The sequence below is a fragment of the Liquorilactobacillus uvarum DSM 19971 genome, from assembly GCF_001434935.1.
In the GTDB taxonomy this organism is placed as follows: domain Bacteria; phylum Bacillota; class Bacilli; order Lactobacillales; family Lactobacillaceae; genus Liquorilactobacillus; species Liquorilactobacillus uvarum.
On sequence record NZ_AZEG01000005.1, the window covers coordinates 109,698 to 128,719 of the forward strand.

At 36.7% G+C, this 19,022-nt stretch carries 22 protein-coding genes, 1 tRNA gene and 1 pseudogene; 20 read left to right on the forward strand and 4 right to left on the reverse strand.

Annotation, left to right across the window (positions count from 1 at the left end; all coding sequences use genetic code 11):
* Positions 1–224: 224 nt before the first annotated feature.
* On the forward strand, positions 225–365 hold the full coding sequence (locus FD20_RS13285) for a hypothetical protein (RefSeq protein WP_157060842.1): 141 nt from the start codon (positions 225–227) through the stop codon (positions 363–365).
* A 299-nt stretch (positions 366–664) separates the two neighbouring features.
* Here the strand turns inward: FD20_RS13285 and FD20_RS03965 are convergent.
* The 3 genes from FD20_RS03965 to FD20_RS03975 form a co-directional block, all read right to left on the reverse strand.
* Positions 665–737, reverse strand: a tRNA-Lys gene (locus tag FD20_RS03965).
* Between the two features lie 126 nt (positions 738–863).
* Complete coding sequence (locus tag FD20_RS03970) at positions 864–1,424, reverse strand: ECF transporter S component (protein WP_083489034.1); 561 nt, start codon at positions 1,422–1,424, stop codon at positions 864–866.
* Positions 1,425–1,426: 2 nt separating this feature from the next.
* Entirely contained in the window at positions 1,427–2,290 is an 864-nt protein-coding gene (locus tag FD20_RS03975; protein WP_057736296.1) for a pyridoxamine kinase, read from the reverse strand.
* Between the two features lie 316 nt (positions 2,291–2,606).
* Between FD20_RS03975 and yycF the strand changes: the two genes are divergently transcribed.
* From yycF to FD20_RS13520, 8 genes are all read left to right on the forward strand, one after another.
* Positions 2,607–3,320 (forward strand): response regulator YycF, encoded by a 714-nt coding sequence (gene yycF / locus FD20_RS03980; RefSeq protein WP_057736297.1) that lies wholly within the window; start codon positions 2,607–2,609, stop codon positions 3,318–3,320.
* A gap of 37 nt (positions 3,321–3,357) precedes the next feature.
* Complete coding sequence (walK, locus tag FD20_RS03985) at positions 3,358–5,226, forward strand: cell wall metabolism sensor histidine kinase WalK (protein WP_057736298.1); 1,869 nt, start codon at positions 3,358–3,360, stop codon at positions 5,224–5,226.
* Positions 5,216–6,541, forward strand: coding sequence for a YycH family regulatory protein (locus FD20_RS03990; RefSeq protein WP_057736299.1), 1,326 nt, complete (start codon positions 5,216–5,218; stop codon positions 6,539–6,541). The genes walK and FD20_RS03990 overlap by 11 nt, the downstream gene beginning before the upstream one ends.
* A gap of 37 nt (positions 6,542–6,578) precedes the next feature.
* Positions 6,579–7,382 (forward strand): two-component system regulatory protein YycI, encoded by an 804-nt coding sequence (locus FD20_RS03995; protein ID WP_057736300.1) that lies wholly within the window; start codon positions 6,579–6,581, stop codon positions 7,380–7,382.
* Positions 7,383–7,440: 58 nt separating this feature from the next.
* Positions 7,441–8,259 (forward strand): MBL fold metallo-hydrolase, encoded by an 819-nt coding sequence (locus tag FD20_RS04000; protein ID WP_057736301.1) that lies wholly within the window; start codon positions 7,441–7,443, stop codon positions 8,257–8,259.
* 145 nt (positions 8,260–8,404) lie between these two features.
* Entirely contained in the window at positions 8,405–9,718 is a 1,314-nt protein-coding gene (locus FD20_RS04005; protein ID WP_057736302.1) for a S1C family serine protease, read from the forward strand.
* Between the two features lie 455 nt (positions 9,719–10,173).
* On the forward strand, positions 10,174–10,653 hold the full coding sequence (gene rlmH, locus FD20_RS04010; protein WP_057736303.1) for a 23S rRNA (pseudouridine(1915)-N(3))-methyltransferase RlmH: 480 nt from the start codon (positions 10,174–10,176) through the stop codon (positions 10,651–10,653).
* A 327-nt stretch (positions 10,654–10,980) separates the two neighbouring features.
* Positions 10,981–11,166 carry a hypothetical protein gene (locus tag FD20_RS13520; protein WP_057736304.1) on the forward strand — a complete coding sequence of 62 codons (186 nt, stop codon included), beginning with the start codon at positions 10,981–10,983 and terminating at the stop codon, positions 11,164–11,166.
* A 25-nt stretch (positions 11,167–11,191) separates the two neighbouring features.
* Here the strand turns inward: FD20_RS13520 and FD20_RS04020 are convergent, their stop codons facing one another.
* Entirely contained in the window at positions 11,192–12,064 is an 873-nt protein-coding gene (locus FD20_RS04020; RefSeq protein WP_057736305.1) for a hypothetical protein, read from the reverse strand.
* 92 nt (positions 12,065–12,156) lie between these two features.
* Here FD20_RS04020 and FD20_RS04025 point away from each other — a divergent pair, with 92 nt between their 5' ends.
* From FD20_RS04025 to FD20_RS04070, 11 genes and pseudogenes are all read left to right on the forward strand, one after another.
* Positions 12,157–12,540 (forward strand): hypothetical protein, encoded by a 384-nt coding sequence (locus tag FD20_RS04025; RefSeq protein ID WP_157060843.1) that lies wholly within the window; start codon positions 12,157–12,159, stop codon positions 12,538–12,540.
* Positions 12,521–13,309 carry a replication initiation factor domain-containing protein gene (locus FD20_RS04030; RefSeq protein WP_057736307.1) on the forward strand — a complete coding sequence of 263 codons (789 nt, stop codon included), beginning with the start codon at positions 12,521–12,523 and terminating at the stop codon, positions 13,307–13,309. Before FD20_RS04025 ends, FD20_RS04030 begins: the two co-directional genes overlap by 20 nt.
* A gap of 167 nt (positions 13,310–13,476) precedes the next feature.
* Positions 13,477–13,569 (forward strand): hypothetical protein, encoded by a 93-nt coding sequence (locus tag FD20_RS14095; RefSeq protein ID WP_420864736.1) that lies wholly within the window; start codon positions 13,477–13,479, stop codon positions 13,567–13,569.
* A gap of 61 nt (positions 13,570–13,630) precedes the next feature.
* Positions 13,631–13,762 (forward strand): hypothetical protein, encoded by a 132-nt coding sequence (locus FD20_RS13975; protein ID WP_268871933.1) that lies wholly within the window; start codon positions 13,631–13,633, stop codon positions 13,760–13,762.
* A gap of 175 nt (positions 13,763–13,937) precedes the next feature.
* Positions 13,938–15,347 (forward strand): recombinase family protein, encoded by a 1,410-nt coding sequence (locus FD20_RS04040; protein ID WP_083489036.1) that lies wholly within the window; start codon positions 13,938–13,940, stop codon positions 15,345–15,347.
* Between the two features lie 43 nt (positions 15,348–15,390).
* Positions 15,391–16,184, forward strand: a pseudogene (locus tag FD20_RS13775) (recombinase family protein); the annotation flags it as partial.
* The gene (locus tag FD20_RS13780) at positions 16,185–16,985 is read left to right on the forward strand and encodes a recombinase zinc ribbon domain-containing protein (protein WP_268871935.1); all 801 of its coding nucleotides are present in this window, start codon (positions 16,185–16,187) and stop codon (positions 16,983–16,985) included.
* 351 nt (positions 16,986–17,336) lie between these two features.
* The gene (locus FD20_RS04055; protein ID WP_057736312.1) at positions 17,337–17,615 is read left to right on the forward strand and encodes a Mor transcription activator family protein; all 279 of its coding nucleotides are present in this window, start codon (positions 17,337–17,339) and stop codon (positions 17,613–17,615) included.
* A complete protein-coding gene (locus FD20_RS04060; protein ID WP_057736313.1) occupies positions 17,615–17,989 on the forward strand; it encodes a hypothetical protein in 375 nt (124 codons plus the stop codon). Before FD20_RS04055 ends, FD20_RS04060 begins: the two co-directional genes overlap by 1 nt.
* A complete protein-coding gene (locus tag FD20_RS04065) occupies positions 17,979–18,452 on the forward strand; it encodes a hypothetical protein (RefSeq protein ID WP_057736314.1) in 474 nt (157 codons plus the stop codon). The genes FD20_RS04060 and FD20_RS04065 overlap by 11 nt, the downstream gene beginning before the upstream one ends.
* Positions 18,453–18,482: 30 nt before the next feature.
* Entirely contained in the window at positions 18,483–18,977 is a 495-nt protein-coding gene (locus tag FD20_RS04070) for a hypothetical protein (protein WP_057736315.1), read from the forward strand.
* Positions 18,978–19,022 lie beyond the last annotated feature (45 nt).

A 19,022-nucleotide genomic window follows, 5' to 3' on the forward strand; every position in this document is an offset into this window, starting at 1 on the left:
CCTCCTTATTAATAATAATGTTTAATCAGAATTCTTATTAATGTGTGTCTTTACGATAATACTTTATATTGTTTTTGTGAAATATACTGCTTTTGCTTACTCAAGTTGTTTTAAAAGGACTGTGAAAATTAATGATAGCAGGTGTAAAATTATTAAAAAAGCGGATGAAATAGTGCATCAGCATATGGTATTATTAAAACAGAGCTTGGGAAGGGGGTGAGCTTGTGGATAAAAAAGAAAAGGGGCTTATTTTTACTAGAATTGATGATATTGAATCAGTATTACGAGAAGGCCACAACGTTTTAAGCACTTCAGAAGTTATCAACGTACTGCGTTCTCTTAAGAATGATATCAATACGATTTAAGCGCAAAGTAACTTATTTTCAGTTAGATAAGCAAGTAAATTAATATTCGTATGTATGCAAAACAAATGGGCATTAATTTATTTACTTAGCCACGTGTGCTGGTAATTGCAGCAGGTTCTTAGTAAAAAAGTTCAGGACAAAAGCAAAAACAGTTTTTGTCTTGAGCTTTTTTAGTTTTAACATCCACTTTTTTTATATAATTAGTATTAGTTGATAAAACGCTAAGCTGATTTTAGATACAAAAAAACAGTAACCATAAGGATTTTGACATCCTATGATTACTGGTAGTAAACCTCTGATGGGTGGCCAGGGGATCGAACCCTGGACCCACGGATTAAGAGTCCGTTGCTCTGCCAGCTGAGCTAGCCACCCATATCTCATCAACAAGAAATATATTACCATTTATATTGATGAGATGCAACCTAATTTAAAAATAAATTTCAAAGTAAGGATGATTCTGCTAAATATTGAGAATCACCGTGAAATGAATAGTCAGGACTAATTACGACGCTTTTCAATGATCTTGAAAATCCGTTTTAATAGAAAGTAAAGAAGTGGGACACAAATTGCGGTTGAAATGGAATTAATCACGGTTGCTGGAAGACTTAGGAAAGACGCAACCACAGCTGCATTAAATGATGTTCCAACCATCAAAGCCTCAACAATTGATGTGCAGTAAGATGTGAAAATTTTAAGCACTCCTGCCACAATAGCGATAATAATGATATTTTTCTTACTATCGTTGTAATTGAAGACGCTTAACAGAAAACTGACAACTAATGCCACGATGGCAATCTCTAACATCGTGAGCCATGATGTTAAGGCATAACCATTCAAAATATCGAAACCGCCTAATCCAATTATTCCAGCCAGAGCACCATTACGCAGACCAAGGAATAAAACAGCCAAAATAGCTAACGTATTACCGAAGTGAATAAATGGTCTCCCAACCAAAGCAGGAATAGGTATTCTAAAAATGAAAATTCCAAGATAAATAAGGGCAGTGAAAAGTCCAGTCATAATAATTGCTTGAAGTGAATTCTTATTGTAGTGTAACAAATCTAGATCCTCCTTTGAATATGAGCTATTTTTTTCAACAATTGTGGCAGATGCGGAGCGTAGTTAACTCCATAGCGGGCATTGAAGCCCGGAGCTTCAAGAGTGCTTTGAATTGAATTGCTGACGAACTCCATGGCAATTTTAACAGCCATGCGGATAGTCGAGCCCTTTAATAGCATGATAAACAATACACTGGCAAAAATGTCACCAGTTCCAAAATAGTTTCCTGGAATTTTTTCTTGCTGCTGATTCCATATTTCCCGGGAAATCTTATCATAACCAAGTACAGCTATTTTGCCGTTAGTTAAATGGACACCTGTCAGTACGATCTGTTGTTTGTTGAAGGCTTGAGCTAACTCTTGTAGCAAGTCTTGTGCTTCATGAAGAGTTAAGGCTTGTTTGAAGGAAGTGGTTTTGCCTAAAAGCAACGCTGCTTCAGTTACATTGGGCGTAATCAGTTGGGCTTTACTTATCAATTGACGCATACCATCAATATAATTGCTATCAAAGCCATGGTATAGATGACCGTTATCACCCATGACAGGGTCAATCAAGTTGAACGATTGCGGGGTAACTAACGTATCAAAATGCTGCAAGAGCATTTCTAAAGGTTTTTGACCCAGATAGCCTAGGTAAACAGCTGAAAAATTAAAATTGAGAGAGTGCCAGTGTGCTATGATTTTTTCGATTTCACTACTTAAATCAAGGTATGTATTGGCACCGAATCCACCTGTATGGGTAGATAATAAAGCTGTTGGAAGAACTGTTGGACGAAGCCCCGCGGCACCTAGTAATGGTAAGGCGACACTCATAGAGACTTGACCAACACAAGATAAGTCTTGAGCAACTAAAACATCTGTTGGCATCTATTCACCTCCTTGAATTCGGATAGAGTAACAACATTATAGCACAATTAGAAGCATACTTTTAAAGTATTATATTTATTGCAAAGCCACTGATGCAAGTAGAAGGCTAGTTGGTTTTAGGTTAAGGATAGGTTATAATAGAAAAGACTATGATTTAACGAATTATAAATACGTAAAGATATTAAAAAGAATGACCGTAATTAAGCGTAAATTGTTAGTATAAGTAAGCAAAGCGGTCTTTTTTAAAATATTGCTGAAATGCTGGCTTAGTGCTAGGGATTAGAGCAATGAGGTATTTATTGGAGGGAGTTTGAAGATGAAGAAGATATTAGTTGTGGATGATGAAAAACCAATCTCTGATATAGTTAAATTTAATTTAACCAAAGAAGGCTTTGATGTTTACACAGCTTATGATGGAGAAGAAGCGTTGAAGCAGGTTAAGGAAGTAAATCCTGACCTGGTGCTGCTTGATATTATGCTTCCAAAAATTGATGGTCTTGAAGTGGCACGCGAAGTAAGGAAAACCCATGACATGCCTATTATTATGGTAACAGCTAAGGATGCAGAGATAGATAAGGTGCTGGGCTTGGAATTAGGTGCTGATGATTATGTTACAAAACCTTTCTCTAATCGAGAACTGGTTGCGCGTGTCAAAGCTAACCTCCGGCGTCAGTCAAGCGCAGCAGCGACGGCTCAAAATGAAGAAGAAAACAAGAATAATGAAATCACAATTGGTGATTTAACCATTCATCCAGAGGCTTATATGGTGTCAAAACGTGATGAAAAAATTGAATTGACACATCGCGAATTTGAATTGCTTTACTATTTGGCAAAGCATATTGGGCAGGTAATGACACGTGAGCATCTTTTACAAACCGTATGGGGTTACGATTATTTTGGTGATGTTAGAACCGTTGATGTGACGGTGCGTCGATTGCGTGAAAAAGTTGAAGATAATCCCAGCCGGCCAACATGGTTAGTGACTCGACGCGGAGTTGGATATTATTTACGTAATCCAGAAACAGAATAACTTTTGAATGTTTTTAAATTAGGTCAGTGGAGTTGCAATGAATAAAAAACTACATTTTTTTCAATCTATACACTTTAAAATAGCTCTCGTTTTTGCGTTATTATTTTTAATAACGTTCCAGATAATCGGGGCTTATTTTGTGCAACAATTGAAAAGGGATAACTTGAAGACGTTCAAGCAGCAAGTTGAACTTTCAAGTTATGTTGACAATTCTTTGATCGATAATCTGGCTAAGGGCGATACTAAAAGTGCTAATGCCAATATTCGTGATATTTTGGAAGACATTAATAACTCAAATGTGACTCAAGTCCAAGTTGTAGACACTAAAGGAACAATTCGAGGAGATAGTGATGTCAATAGTCAGGCGTGGGTCGGACAAAAAACAACTGATGAAGATATTAAGCAGGTCCTTTATAATGGCAGAACGTATAGTAAACTGACTTATGATAAGACCGATAATAAGCGGTATTATGTTTCAATCACACCTTTGTTCAGCTCAAGTGGCAGCACTAATACTTTGGTTGGGGCTGTCTATCTCAGAGCAAGCTTGGAGCAAGTCTATTCATCACTTAGTAATGTAACAGTTATCTTTTTCTCAGCCTCACTGATAGCAACTGGGTTGGGATTATTTCTAGCTATTCTGATTTCACGTGCTATTACACAACCGATTGATGAGATGAAAAAGCAGACAGCCAGAATTGCGCGCGGGGATTATTCCGGTCAAGTACATGTGTACGGTAACGATGAATTAGGCCAATTGGCGCAAGCAGTTAATAATTTATCTGTTCGTGTGGAAGAAGCCCAGGAATCTTCTGAGGCGGAGCGACGAAGGCTGGACAGTGTATTGTCACATATGTCTGATGGTGTCATTGCGACTGATCGTCGTGGCAATGTAATCATTATGAATGAAACGGCTTCTGAAGCTCTTAATATAGATGCAGCTGACGCTGATGGACATTCTATTTTAGATACATTGAATATTCGCGGACGTTATACGTTGCGTGATTTATTGGAAAAGCATGATGAAATTATTTTGGATCTTTCAGATGAGGAACATGATCAAGTATTAAACGCTTATTTTTCACTGATTCAGCGGGAATCAGGATTTATTAGTGGTCTTGTATGTGTGTTGCATGATGTTACTGAACAAAAGAAAATTGATCGTGAGCGCCGTCAATTTGTTTCGAACGTTTCACATGAATTGCGGACACCACTAACGAGTATGCGCAGCTATATTGAGGCCTTAAATGATGGTGCTTGGAAAGATCCCAAAGTAGCGCCAAATTTTCTAAAAGTAACCCAAGATGAGACTGATCGAATGATAAGGATGATCAATGACTTGTTAAGTCTGTCGCGAATGGATTCAGGAACATCAAAATTAGATTTAGAATTGGTTAATTTGAATGAACTGTATAACTACATTCTTGACCGTTTTGATATGATGTTGAAAACGGATAATTCTAGTGATACTTCTGAAAAAGTTAAGAAAAACTACACTATCAAACGTGACTTTACACGTAGAGAACTATGGGTTGAAATAGACACGGACAAGTTTATGCAGGTTGTTGATAATATTATGAATAATGCTATTAAGTATTCGCCTGATGGTGGTGTAGTTACCTGCCGCCTGTTAGAGACACACAATCATGTCATTTTAAGTATTTCTGATCAAGGATTGGGAATTCCTAAAAAGGATGTTGCCCATATCTTTGACCGATTCTTTAGAGTTGATAAGGCGAGATCACGTGCTCAAGGTGGGACAGGACTCGGCTTAGCTATCTCGAAAGAAGTCATTGAAATGCATGGAGGCAAAATATGGGTTGATAGTATAGAAGGAAAAGGTTCAACATTCTATATCTCATTACCTTATGAAGAATATGAGGGGGACCTGTGGGATGAAAATTAGGAACTTTTTATTACACTTTGGGCTGACGGTTACGGTAATTGTCAGTGTTGTTTTAACCACTATTATTTTAACAAACCCAGCGACCTTTCAGCGCGATTCAAAAACGACAACGTCACCTGGGGAGAATGATACGACAACGAGCACCAGAACAGTAAGTGATACTTTTGTACCTGTTCAAACAATCTTAAATCAGGATCGGGAGCAGTACCAGTTGTACAGTTCAAAAGTAAACTTAGTCAATAGTTTTCGTAATGAGATCCGTAAATGGACTGCACGTAAAAACATCACTAAAACAACTTTTAAGAATGAGGAAGAATATGTTGCTTTTCTTGAACAAAAAAATGCTGTCGTTCTGAACTATTCGGATTCTGTGACGATAAAATTGTTTAATCAAGCTTTCTCACAAAAAATAGAGAAGCACCAAGGAGCCAAGTATAATCGAATTCTAATACCTTTAAAGCAGAAGAATGTAATTTATTTGCTGAATGATCAGACTAAAGGTGTTTATAAAGTAACGTTTAATAAAAGGAATGTCAAAAAAATAAAAACTGTACTGAAAAACAATGAGGTCAAGCGTCTGCAGATGGAGTATTACTTATTAGATGGGCACTTAGCGATATTCTATTTAAATTCTATACAGGTACCGCAATACAGTTATTTAATCAATAAAGTAAATGCAAGTTCTTTTGTCACACAGTTATTAGATTCTAACGGCGGCAATTCGATTTCAACTAAGATGCAAAAAAACAAAGTAATATACTCGGATGGCGCTGATAATCGGATGACTGTCGCGGAACAGACCAGTCAAATAAAATACGCGAATTACTCCAATTCTGATTATAATAATAGTACAGCAGAGCGGCGGGAATCATTCAATGATCATCTGAAAACAAGTTTTGCAAAGCTGAATTCTATCGGAGCATCACTTGATGATGTCTATTATTCAGAGTATGATCAATCAAATAGTACGATTATATACCGCAGTTACGTTTCAGGTTTCCCCATCATAAACAAGCATAACTATGGCGCCTTTAAAATTCAAACAATGAATTCAGGCGGTTTGAAATATGATTTTTCGCTTCTGAGTTTACAGGTTCCTGTACCATCAGGCGGAAGAACTGCTACGTTGCCTTCCACAATAACTGTTTATCAAAATTTGATAAATGCTGGTTATTCAGCAAGTAAATTAAAGAACATTCAAGTTGGTTATAAATGGAAAAAAAATGGTGCATCAAGTCTGGTTATTGATTTAGTACCGACATATTTTGTAAATTATGCGGGCAAATGGACAGACTATAGTGAATTGTTAAAATAGGCCTTGAAAAGAATTAGATGAAAGGACGGCGCGGGAAATGAACTTTAAGCGAATTGAACTGATTTTCTTTGTTGCGTTTATTGCGCTGGACATCTTTTTATTTGCTTCGTATACACAGAAAGATGATGCAGTTGAATCAACAACCAATACATCATCGAAGAATACAACGACATCAGTTATGAAAAGTATTCATAATGATCAGATCTATTACGGAGAATTATCTAATAAGAAAAAACAGGGTTTTTACATTGCAAGTCCAATAAAGAGCAACCTTAAAGAACAGACAGGTCAGCTCCAGGGTGTGCTCTGGTCATACAATAACCACAAGTTGACGGTTGATTTCGGCACCAGCATAAAAATTAAGAACGCGAACAGCCCGCAAAAAACATTGAATGAGGTTGTTGAAGATAATACGAAAGTCATCAATGGTGAAGACTACCAATATGATAAGTATTTATCCACTAGTAAGACGGTGGTCTATACACAAAAGGCTTTAGGTTCGCCAGTTTATACGTCTAGCGGTCAAATACGTTTTACGATCCGAAATGGGTATGTTACCGAATATACGCAAGGGCACTTAACTAGCGTTGAAATACTGCGTGAGAAAAAGCCGATGATCAGTCAACAGCGAGCATTGATCTGGTTATATCAGTATAATAAATTAATTAACAATAGCACTGTGGAGTGGGTCCGCCTAGGTTATACGCAGCTATTAACTGTCAATGACAGCATTGTATATATTCCGACATGGGTGATTAAAGTTAAAAGTGACTCTTCAGGAAGTATTCAGTACCGAAGAATAAATGCATTTACGGGTGCATTTATGGAGGAGACAGATTAATTTCTTGTTGTTGAGAAGTCCATTTGAAGACAGAGCTTAGAAAAGGAAGATAGATAGAATGGCGATAGAGAATCAGCGTGAAGATACGATGAAAGTCAGTATTTTAGCCAGTGGAAGCACCGGTAATGTTACATATGTCGAGACACCTAAACGTAAAATACTCGTCGATGCAGGATTAAGTGGCAAGAAAATAGCTGGTTTGATGAAGTCGATTGGCAGAGATTTAAACGATGTTGATAGTTTGTTGGTGACACATGAGCATAGTGACCATTGCAAAGGCGTAGGTGTTCTTGCCAGAAAATATCATCTTAATGTTTATGCTAATGGAGGTACATGGGATGCGATGGCGCATAAGATAGGCAAGGTTCCGACTGAACAAAAACATCTTTTCGAAATGGGAAAAACGATGTCATTCGGTGACCTTGATGTTGAGAGTTTCGGTGTTTCCCACGATGCAGCAGCGCCACAGTTCTATCAAGTGCACCACAACGGACATTCATTTGTTATTTTGACAGACACGGGATATGTTTCTGAAAATGTCGAAGGAGTTATTCAAAATGCTGATGGATATTTGTTGGAATGTAATCATGATGTTGAAATGCTGCGCATGGGCGGATACCCTTGGCCACTTAAACAAAGAATATTAAGTGATCGTGGTCATCTTTCCAATGATGATGGCGCAACTGCGTTGATGGATATTTTGGGCAAAAACACTAAGAAAATATATCTTGGACATCTTAGTCAGGATAACAATGTCAAGGAGCTGGCACATTTAACCGTAGCATCTTCCATGAAACAACACGATTTTGGTGTCGGACATGATTTTAATCTTTTTGATACTGATCCGAACAAAGCTACAAAATTGACGGTCATTTAGTAAAATTGTTTTTTTAAACAAATTTAGGATTTAATTCATGCTTTTTTCAAACTTTATCGTTAAAATGAAATCATACGCAAGTATGGAATATTTTAATTGGGAGGGAGGAAAGTGTTTTTTCTGATAGGGAGGGAACACAAAACTCATGAAGAATGGTAATGAACAAAAGGAAAAAGAAGCAAAGTATCATGAGATGAAAAATTCTAAGGGCAATGGTAAACATTCCGGCGTACTGAAAGTTTTTATAATCGCTTTATTAGGTGGAGTTTTAGGAGGTGGAGCGGTAGTCGGCGGCTATACTCTCTACCAGAATGAGTCAAGTTCAGTTACCACTGATAACTCTAAGGGGCAGACAAGTGTCAGCAATATTAAGGTAAATGTAAGTACACAGAGTACCAAAGCATTCAATAAAATTCAAAATGCAGTTGTCTCGGTTGAAGCTTATTCAACCAAGAGTTCTAGTGATTCACTAGATGATATTTTTGGTTCCGAATCTGGGAGTAGCAGTAGTTCGACTTCTGAGAGTGAGGGCTCAGGTGTAATATATAAAAAGACCGGTAATACGGCTTTTATTGTTACCAATAATCATGTTATTTCTGGTTCGAACAAAGTTGAAGTGCTTCTAAATAGTGGTAAAAAAGAAACTGCAACGGTAGTGGGACATGATTCTGTTACAGATTTAGCTGTTTTAAAAATCAATGCGCAAAACGTTAAACAAATAGCGTCATTTGGTAATTCCGATAACATTCAAGTCGGTCAAACAGCACTCGCTATCGGATCGCCATTAGGTTCAACATATGCTACATCGCTGACTCAAGGAATCATATCAGCTAAGAAAAGAACGATCGATACTACGGATAGTTCAGGCGTAAACACTGGTCAAACAACGGTTATTCAAACTGATGCAGCAATCAACCCGGGTAATTCGGGTGGTCCGTTGGTCAATTTATCAGGTCAAGTTATAGGGATAAATTCTATGAAGTTGGCAAATACTGGGACGAGTTCATCAACAACCAGCACGACCTCGGTAGAGGGGATGGGCTTTGCTATTCCAAGTAATGAGGTTGTCAAAGTTATTAACTTATTGGTGAAGGACGGAAAGATCAAACGTCCGGCATTGGGAATTTCGTTAGTAGATTTGAGTTATGTTTCCACGAGTGATCAAAAGTCAGTACTAAAATTGCCGACGAGTGTTACAAGGGGGGTGGTTGTCTTAAAGGTTTCTAATAATTCTCCGCTTAAATCAGCCGGAATAACCAAGTATGACGTCATTACCTCCTTAGATGGTAAGGCAGTTAAGGGGTTGTCCTCTTTACGAGAAGTTTTATATGACCATAAAATAGGTGATACAGTTGAAGTTAAATACTATCACGATGGGGCACAGAAAACAGCAAACATCAAGTTAACCCTTGAAGCAAGTGATTCAAATACAACAACGTCCTCGAATTCTGGGAACTAAAGTAAGGCAAAGTTTGTAGATAATTGTGGATTAAAAAAAGGTACTTAGCGTGAATAAAAATCATGCTAAAGTGCCTCTTTTTTTGGAGAAAAGAGTGAATAACTGTTTAATTGTGGACAAAAAAGTGATTTACTAGAAAGGTGGCTGTTGAAAAGGAGCAGAGCAGTTGATATGGTAGTGTTTTAGACAACTTAAAGTTATCCACAAACAAAATTGCAAGCTGTTAGTAACTTTTTTTATAGTAATAAATTCTGAGTATAATTGTTGATATTAAGGCATTGTTGAAAAAGTTAAAAGGAAAGTATGCTTGTTGATAACTGTGGATAACTAATTTAATCTTGACAAATTTGAAATAAATAAATGTTGTGACGAAAATTTGTTCGGTCCAAGATATAGGAAACTCCCTGTGGATAAGTGGATAACTTTGGGGATAACTTGTGAAAAGGTGGAGAGTTATGAACATCAAAATCATCGTTGTGGGAAAATTGAAGGAAAAGTATTTGAAACAGGGAATTGCAGAATACGCTAAAAGACTTAGCAAATTTTGCAAATTTAAGATTGTTGAAGTTGCGGACGAAAAAGCACCTGAAAAGCTGAGTGAAGCAGAGATGATAAAAGTTAAAGAAATAGAGGGCGAGCGAATTTTAAGCAAAGTTAAAGATAAGGAATATGTGTATGCACTGGCGATTTTAGGACAAGAACGATCCTCTGAAGGTTTAGCACAAGAAATTCAGAGTTTAGGGACTTATGGACACAGTGACATAACTTTTATCATAGGTGGTTCGTTAGGTCTGAGTGAAGCAGTGCTTAAACGTGCTGATACTGAAATTTCGTTTGGTCGGTTTACACTGCCGCATCAATTAATGAGACTTGTACTGACAGAACAGATCTATAGGAGTTTTATGATCAATGCAGGTAGTCCCTATCACAAGTGATGCGGTTTTTATAAATTAGCTGTCTGTTATAATTGCAAGAATAAATATATATTATTTTAAAGAACATCGGTATAAAGGTACTGATGTTCCTTTTTATTGGGAGGAGGTATATAGCTGGTAGTAAAAAAAGACAATGAATCTAAAAAAATAGCCGTCATCATCGTATTTATGAATGATGACGGCTATTCATGTTGTGGAAGGGGAGAAATAATGGACGAATTGACAGAAGCTAGATTAGTTATTCAGACACAGTTAGAACAGGATATTGAGACGAATGAAATTAGTCAGGAGTCAGTGGTGCTTAGTCGTGACTAATTAGATCCTGAGATGTTAGCACCGGTGATGATCAGCACACTAGCTGAGTGGGTGATGGTCGATATGTTTGTTGTAGATGGGCAAGCAGGTAGCGTGATGCTTTATTTTATTCGGAGCGCCGATGGCACCGGTAAGCCCTTTATTGAAGGGCTAGTTTTAAATAATCGGCAGGTTGTCTGGACAAAAATGTTGGATTGAGACGATGCAAATGATTATTACGTATTTATAAGATCGACTCGTATGGGTTGATATTGTCGTCATTCAAAATAAGGGAGTCTAGTATTTGAATTAGATAATCTTGTGGTTCATCATTAGCTGCTCTGTTTATATAAGCATTCTCATTCAGCGCGATATTGGTTTTAGTATAAATGAAATCACTAGCTGGGATTGATATGGCCTTGGAGTCAATAAAAGCGTTGTAATCCTTAGAAAATTTGGATTCTAGAATGTTACTGATCTGATCGTATTTGTCTTTAAAAGCTCGGATTCCCTTAACAGGGAAAAGAAGATTCATATAGTAATATGCTGATAAACGAATCAAAAAGCGATTACGTTGTAACGGATAATGATTAAGAATATTATCGTAAGTTGCGGCTTCGGTAACTGAAATAAAATCCTGTGGTTCAAGCATTAAGCGACGACCGGTACATGCACCAATTAAAACTTCTAAATTGACTTGTAAAAATTTTGTTTGAGCCATTGGGTGAGGAGTACTTCTATAAAGCTGGGTTAGATTATCTGCGCAAAAGGTAATGAAGATGGGGTAAGTGTTTTTATCAGGCTTCATATATTCAAAAGCTAGCAACTGAGAAACTCCCTGGGAGATGACATCGGGAATTTTATATTGGTTATCATTCGATCCAATAAAATATTTTGCTGATGGAAAAGGTATATCACCGTCTGCTAGATTTTTTTCTACGGATTTTGTACGTCTGTCGTAGAGTTTAAGAATACGACCGTGTCTAAGTTGAGAACTGTCGAGTTGATTACTATCATTTGTCCATTTAGTTGCTTTATCCGATGGATTATTTTTGTAATATTCATCGATTAATTTTATAGTTTCTTCAATAACATGTCCTTGTGATACTGTGTCCATCACCGAAAATCTCCTTTATTAATTGTCAAGTGGACATTTAGATCCATTTTTTTCCAGATTACATTACCTGTATCTAAATGATCTAATAGTAGGTGTTCCATGATATTGAAATCTACTTAGGAGATGATTATATCACACAGACATTGCAAATGTACCAACTGCAAATTCAGAAAGTTGCAGAATTTCACGATAGCCTTTATATGAGACTACTGCTATCTAACGGGAAGAGTAGACTGCTGAAGTTGTCCGGTGTAGAGAAGAAAAAATTTATACAGGCAATTGAGTTTACCATCCCATGCGGTGTTAATTATCGTTTATCTGATTTAAGTCAAGTTACTGGGAGCGCCTACATTTCATGTGAAACAACACCCAAATACAATGATTGGTGCTTCTATTGGCCCGGTTCAGTGATTACATCCGGTCATAGTAATACTAGATTCTCAGGGGAGCATAACTATGACAAAAATGAAGACTAGCATTGACTTTGTATCGATTAGCTTAATGGAAACGCAGTTTCCTACTTTAATGAGCTATTTATTTCCTGGATTGCAACACGATGATTGGGTTGAATGTCAAAGTGGCATCAAGGGCTTTGATAGACAGTATACCAATGACAAAGTTCGGTTTCACTTTGCTGATAATTCAAAGACACAATTGTTGGTTTTGTCTGGGAGCGCATGTCGTTACCTAGAAACTGGCAATTGGTCCTGGCAGCTGTTTTTCGAAAAAGTTTTTAATTGTAAGACTACTGGTGTTGCTACCTATTTTCGAATCAAGCGTTTAGATATTGCTATTGATGAAAGAGGCTCGTCAATTCAATTGAAACCAAATACGGTAGATCGTTATTTGAAACAGGGAATATTTACTAGTCGTGCGACTAGGATATTATTCTTGAACGAAAAAAAGATTGCTTCAAGATGTAGCACGGGGATCAGTTGCTATATTGGTCAACGTTCATCTAAGGCCTATATTTTCATATATGACAAAGGCCTAGAGCAAGGAATGGATGCTGACAGATGGTATAGAACTGAAGTTAGACTACGTGATCCACTTGCCGTGGAAATGGTTGAGTATATCGTGTGTGATCATCGATTATTTGGTATTTCAGTGGCTGAGTATTTGCAAAAACGAATGCAGTTTCGTTCGCCTACTTCGACGATTAAGGAAGTTAGACGAAGACCACTGGTGAAGTGGTATGGCAAATATTTAGATGGAATTACAGCGTGTGAATTATCATGTCGATGATGGAGAATAGCCTAGCTTTAGCTTATTATCAGGTGAGTAGTTATAGGAGGGTGACTGATGGTTACTGCCAACGGGAAGCCACTCAGAAATAAATTAGTCGGAGTCTATATTCAATTGGGGTTGAAACTGGTCAGTACGATTATTTACTAGTCTGGCATTTGAATCGGTTGACGCGGTCACTAGCTGTTTTTTTGAAGATTATTACCATTTGTCAGGGAAACAACATGCGATTGGCTGACTGCAATAACAGATTTATGTGATGTTTGGCGAATGGTAGTTATGTGTATTGAAAGACAATTAAAGGTGGCCTATCAGAAAAAGATGAAAGAAGGACAGTTACTTTCTTGCTCAGTATCGCTAGGTTATGAAGATAAAGCAACAATTTTAAAGTTGTGGCAGTTAAGCGGAGTACTAGGGGGTGAAAAGGATCGAAAAACTAGTAGAGTACGGTAATAGTCAACGAGAAGTTACGTATCTTTTGAAGCCTGATATGAGTTACAGAAAGACCTTATTTGTTCTCAATCAAAAAAATTTTAGAGTAAATAGGAGTGAAATGTCATGGATGAAAATAAGTTGACTGCAGAAAGATTTGCTGAGCAGTTAGTAAAGATTATTTTTGAGTTTTTGAATGGAAAGGAAGAGGGATAATTTGAAAATAAAGGCTGTCGGATATGTGCGTGTATCGACCAAAAGACAAGTCTTACAGGGCTTTTCCCTGTTGTCTCAAAGCAAAAGGATAGCAGGGACTGCACAAGAGCGTGGCTGGAGTTTGAAGATGTTTCAGGATGAAGGCGTGAGTGGACATCACATATCTAATCGTCAGGGGATACAGAGCCTGATTAGAGAAATAAAGTGTATTAATCAAATTGACTATCTAATTGTCACTAAACTTGATCGTTTAAGTCGTAATGCAAAAGAGCTTCTACAACTGATGGAGCTCTTTCAAAAGAATGGGGTAGAATTAATTAGTCTGACTGAACAGTTAGACGATTTTACAACACCTGTGGGGATGGTACAAGCACAAATTTATGGAGCCGTTGCAGAATTTGAAAGATCAATTATCCAAGAAAATGTACAATTGGCTTTAGCTCATAAGTTTCAGCAGGGGCGGATAATTTCATCTCAGTTGCCGTATGGATATTTTCTTGATGGACAACACAAGGTTCAAATTGAAATAACGACTTCGGTGATTGTTAAATTTATTTACGAAAAATACCTAGAGGGTAGGGGGTACCGTAAATTATCGACGTTGGTAAAAGAAAGGTTTAACAGGGATCTTCAACCAGTGCGGATAAAACAAATTTTGATGAATCAACACTACATTGGGATAGATAAAACGAATTATGGGAAGCGTCAGGATATTTATCCACCTATCATAGAAAAGCAAATTTTTGCTGAGGTACAGTCGTTAATGGTAAAGAAAAGAAAATTCTGTCAAAAAAGAAAAACCAGAAAAAAGCCGCAATTGCTGCAAGGAAAATTAATATGCCCCTTATGTAAGCATCATATGTCAGACAACCGAGTATGCTCAAACGGTAAAACTTACAGCTATTACTATTGTAGTGTGGGCACAAACTATTCACGACAAGATAAGGCGTACCATTCCTATAGGCTTAGAAGTGCTGATGTTGAACGGAAAGTCACTGAAACAATTCACGATATTTTTAAAAGTGAAATTTTTCAAAAATATTTCATTAAAGCTGTGGTACGACATTTTTCCACCAATAAAAAAATAAAGGGGGATGGGAAGCACTCCATCAACCATAAGCAAATCTTTAGACAGTTTGAAAACGGTGATTTAACCGTAGAACAATTAAGGGAACGGCTGGTACTTGCCAGTGATAGAAGCACATCTAAGAACGGACAACGTAAAATGAAATTAAGCTTGTGGTTAGAAATATTTTCAAAGCTAGAACGAGATGGATTCATAGATCTAGTTGTAAACAGTGTAATCATTGATCAAAGAAAAAATATTAAGTCTATTTTATTAGTCAAGGGCAAGTTTGACCTTCTACAATTAAAAAAGGAGTTGTTATAATTTGGCTGAAATAAAAGTAAAAAAGACAGTTGGATATGTCAGAGTGTCTACTAGAGATCAGGTACTAGAAGGTTACTCATTGGACGCTCAACGACAAAAGATAAGTGAATTTTGCCAGCAAGATGATATGGAACTAGTAAAAATTTATGCTGACGAAGGAATTTCTGGAAGTAGTGTCGAAAAAAGGCCTGGGATTCAAAGCCTCCTTGCGATGCTCGAAACAAGAAATTTGATATGGTCGTTGTCTGGAAGAACAGCCGAATTGCACGTAATACGAAAGATCTGCTTGAAATGGTCGATATTTTTCAGAGAAACGGAATAGGTTTTACTTCTGTATCAGAAAAAATAGACCTTGACTCAGCACAAGGAAGATTTATGTTTACAATCACGGGCACGGTTAGTGAACTTGAAAGAAATAATATTGCCGAGAATGTTTACCTTGGGGCATACAAGAGAGCACAGGAAGGATATGCAACTGTTGGTCGTGTGTTAGGGTACAAACCTGGGCTTGATGAATCAGGAAAGAAAATTTTAAACATCGAACCCCGAGAAGCAAAAATTATTCGTCTGATTTTCAATTTGTTTGATCGGGGGAAGGGGTTTAGAGCAATTGCTAATGAGTTAAATCAGTGTGGATATCGGACAAAAAATAGAAATGTATTCTCAACAATAGCGGTTAAAAATATTATTGATAATCCATTGTATGTCGGGAAAGTACGCTATGCTAAGTACCGTAATTGGGATAAGAAAAGGCGCAATGGCTTAAATAAAAAGATGGTATTGGTGCAGGGAAAACATGAGCCCATAATTTCTCAAGAACTTTGGGACCGAGTGGAAGTGAGGCGGAAAAGTACAGCAAAAATTCCTGCGTGGGATCACCAAGGAACGAACATCTTGACAGGATTATTAAGGTGCCCAGAATGTGGTGGAGCGATGGCAGCAAGTAATACGACTAATACTTTGAAAGATGGAACTAAAAAGCGTATCCGCTATTATAGTTGTGCCAATTTTCGCAATAAGGGTAGTAAAGTTTGTCATGCTAATTCAATACGTGCAGAAGAGGCTGAAGCATTAGTAATGAAAAAACTATTTTATGTTGTGACCGAACCGAATATTGCTAAGATTATTGCGAGGAAAATGGCTGAGGAAAAAAACACCAATATTCAACAACTACGGGAAACTATTTCTAACAAAAAGACTATTATTGCAGACTTAGAGGAGAAAATTAGCAAATATGAGGACCTCAGTAAAGAGGATGCTATCCTTGCACAAAGTATTACACCTAGAAAATTAGCTTTAGTCAATGAAGTTTCTAAGTTACAATTACAAGTAGACCAGTGTTCGAAGAAAATATTGGCGTACGGGAAGGGACCAACGAATACATCGATAAAAAAGGTTATAGGCTTAATTAAAGAGATTATTTCAAACAAGGAGCGTAAATATCTCAAGCAAATGTTTATGCTATTTATTGATAATATTCAGTTTAATCGTAAAGAAAAATTGATTTGGGTAGAAATGATTTTCAATAAGGAAATCATACACCAGATTAAGAAGCATCAACAAGAAAGAGCAGGTTCTCTGAAAGGAGCACCTGCTCTTTCTTTGCAATCTAGTGAAGAAATAATAATAAAAATATAAAAAAACGTTAAATATATATTTTTATGATTAATTACAGAAGGGTTATCAAACTGCAATTTATTGTACACGATTATATATAGATGTATTAGTTGTCTTAGAAAATTGGGAAAACGGGCCTAGGTTTTCTAGACACTTGAGAATAGCCAATACATTTGTCCGATCAGTGGGTAAATAAAGAATGTTGAACGGGTGTTATTGGGAATTTTAAGAAAAAGTTCCAGCCCAAGATAAGTGTAAGGAAGGTGCAAGGCAATGTTACTTCTAAAGTGAAGTAGCGAAAGTATTACGCAATGACTAAAATTTAAAGGGAGGTTAGTTTGTGTTTAAAGATGTATGAAGGGAGGAACGATTATGAAAGAGCCAATTGATATTGAGTCTCTACAATCTTTTTATAAGGGGCTCAGTGAAATAATTGGAATTGATGCAATGCTGGCAGTTTACGAACACTATCGCGGATCACAATTGACAATCCCAACACACTTGTATGATAGGAAACGAGCTGCGATACAAGTCTTAAAAAAATATGATGGAAGTAATTCCCAGTTTTTAGCACGAAAGTATGGTTATTCACAGAAGTGGGTTATGAAAATGATTCATCAGGCAGATAACGAAAAGAAGGGGGATAAATAATGAATTTTGCAGAACTATTTGATTTTAATGATCGAGTATTGGAAGACACGGTGATGGTAAAGGAGATTAATGGCAAAACAATTAAGAAGCAGGTTAAGGGATCGTTTAACTGGCTAGGAGGAATTTTTACAATCTTTTATGCTGTATTTAGCCAGAAATATAAGACTACAGGTTTTGTTGCCAAAATTGCTATTCCATTCGTAATTGCGCTGGTAGCTAATATTATCGTTTCGAGTGCAATGGGTTCAGTTATATCGTTGATCCTTAATTTAGCTGAGCTAGCTTGGTTTGGTTCGATGTATGATACATGGTTCAAAAATCAATTGCTTGCTAATGGTTATACGGAAGAAGGTACAACAGAAAATGAACATTAATACTAAAAAAATAATAGCTAATTTAGATATAATTGGGTCAATCATTATGATCGTATCTTTGTTCGTCGGTAATTTTTATGCTGGGGATCCAGGTGGTGGGTTAGTTTACAGTTTATCTTATCCAGGTTACAAGCTGATTTTTAATGGTGACTATTTGTTGGGAACTTTATTTATTATTGTACCAGCCTTGATTTTAGTTGTGGATCGTATAAAATCACTGCAACAATATGAAAGTTTGCTTAAATTTGGTTTACCAATTGTGAGTTTAATCTTTTTGTTTGTGTTGAAAGGACAGTTAGGTGATACTGGAAACTTTGGTGGTTCATCATCATTTGCCTTAGGAGCTTGGTTATTTTTACTCGGTAATGTACTGGTTCTTGTAAGTGGAGCGTCTCACTTTTTTCACATAGACATTGAACAAAAGATCACTGACATCACAAAACAGAGTAGAAGCAAAAAATAATTTTAAGTGTATAGAATATGGGGGTAACAAATGTACTATGAAATTAGTGAAGATGACCTAAGAAAAATTGAAGACTTATTACAGTTAAAAATTAAAACAGACTGTTACCAAACAAAATTTGAACATGCGGATTTTAAATTGCCAGAATTTCCGGATAAGGAATTTCTTAAAGGTGTCCAAAACAAAGAATTGCAGAAGGAAATTCAGAAAATAGCAGCAAATAACTCACGCATAGTTGTTTTTAAGGCTATTAATCCTAACGAAAAGAATCGTGTATTCTGTTTTACGTTTACCCAGAATAGAGCAAATCAAAAATGGGAGTTTTCAACTAGAATTATTAAGGGAAATCTTACTAAAGCAACAGATCAGTTTGAAACAGTAGCTTTTCTCATCGGAATTTTTAATTGGCCAATTTTAACCTTAGCTTCCGGGCTGAAACTTGTAACGGTTGGGCCAAGCTTTTTCAAAATGATGAGTTACAAAGCAGAAGTACAGAAGTATTTAGAGGGCAAGGCAAAAGCATAAGTAGAAGCTAAAAGACTTGGATTAAAAGCCAAGTCTTTTTTTGTA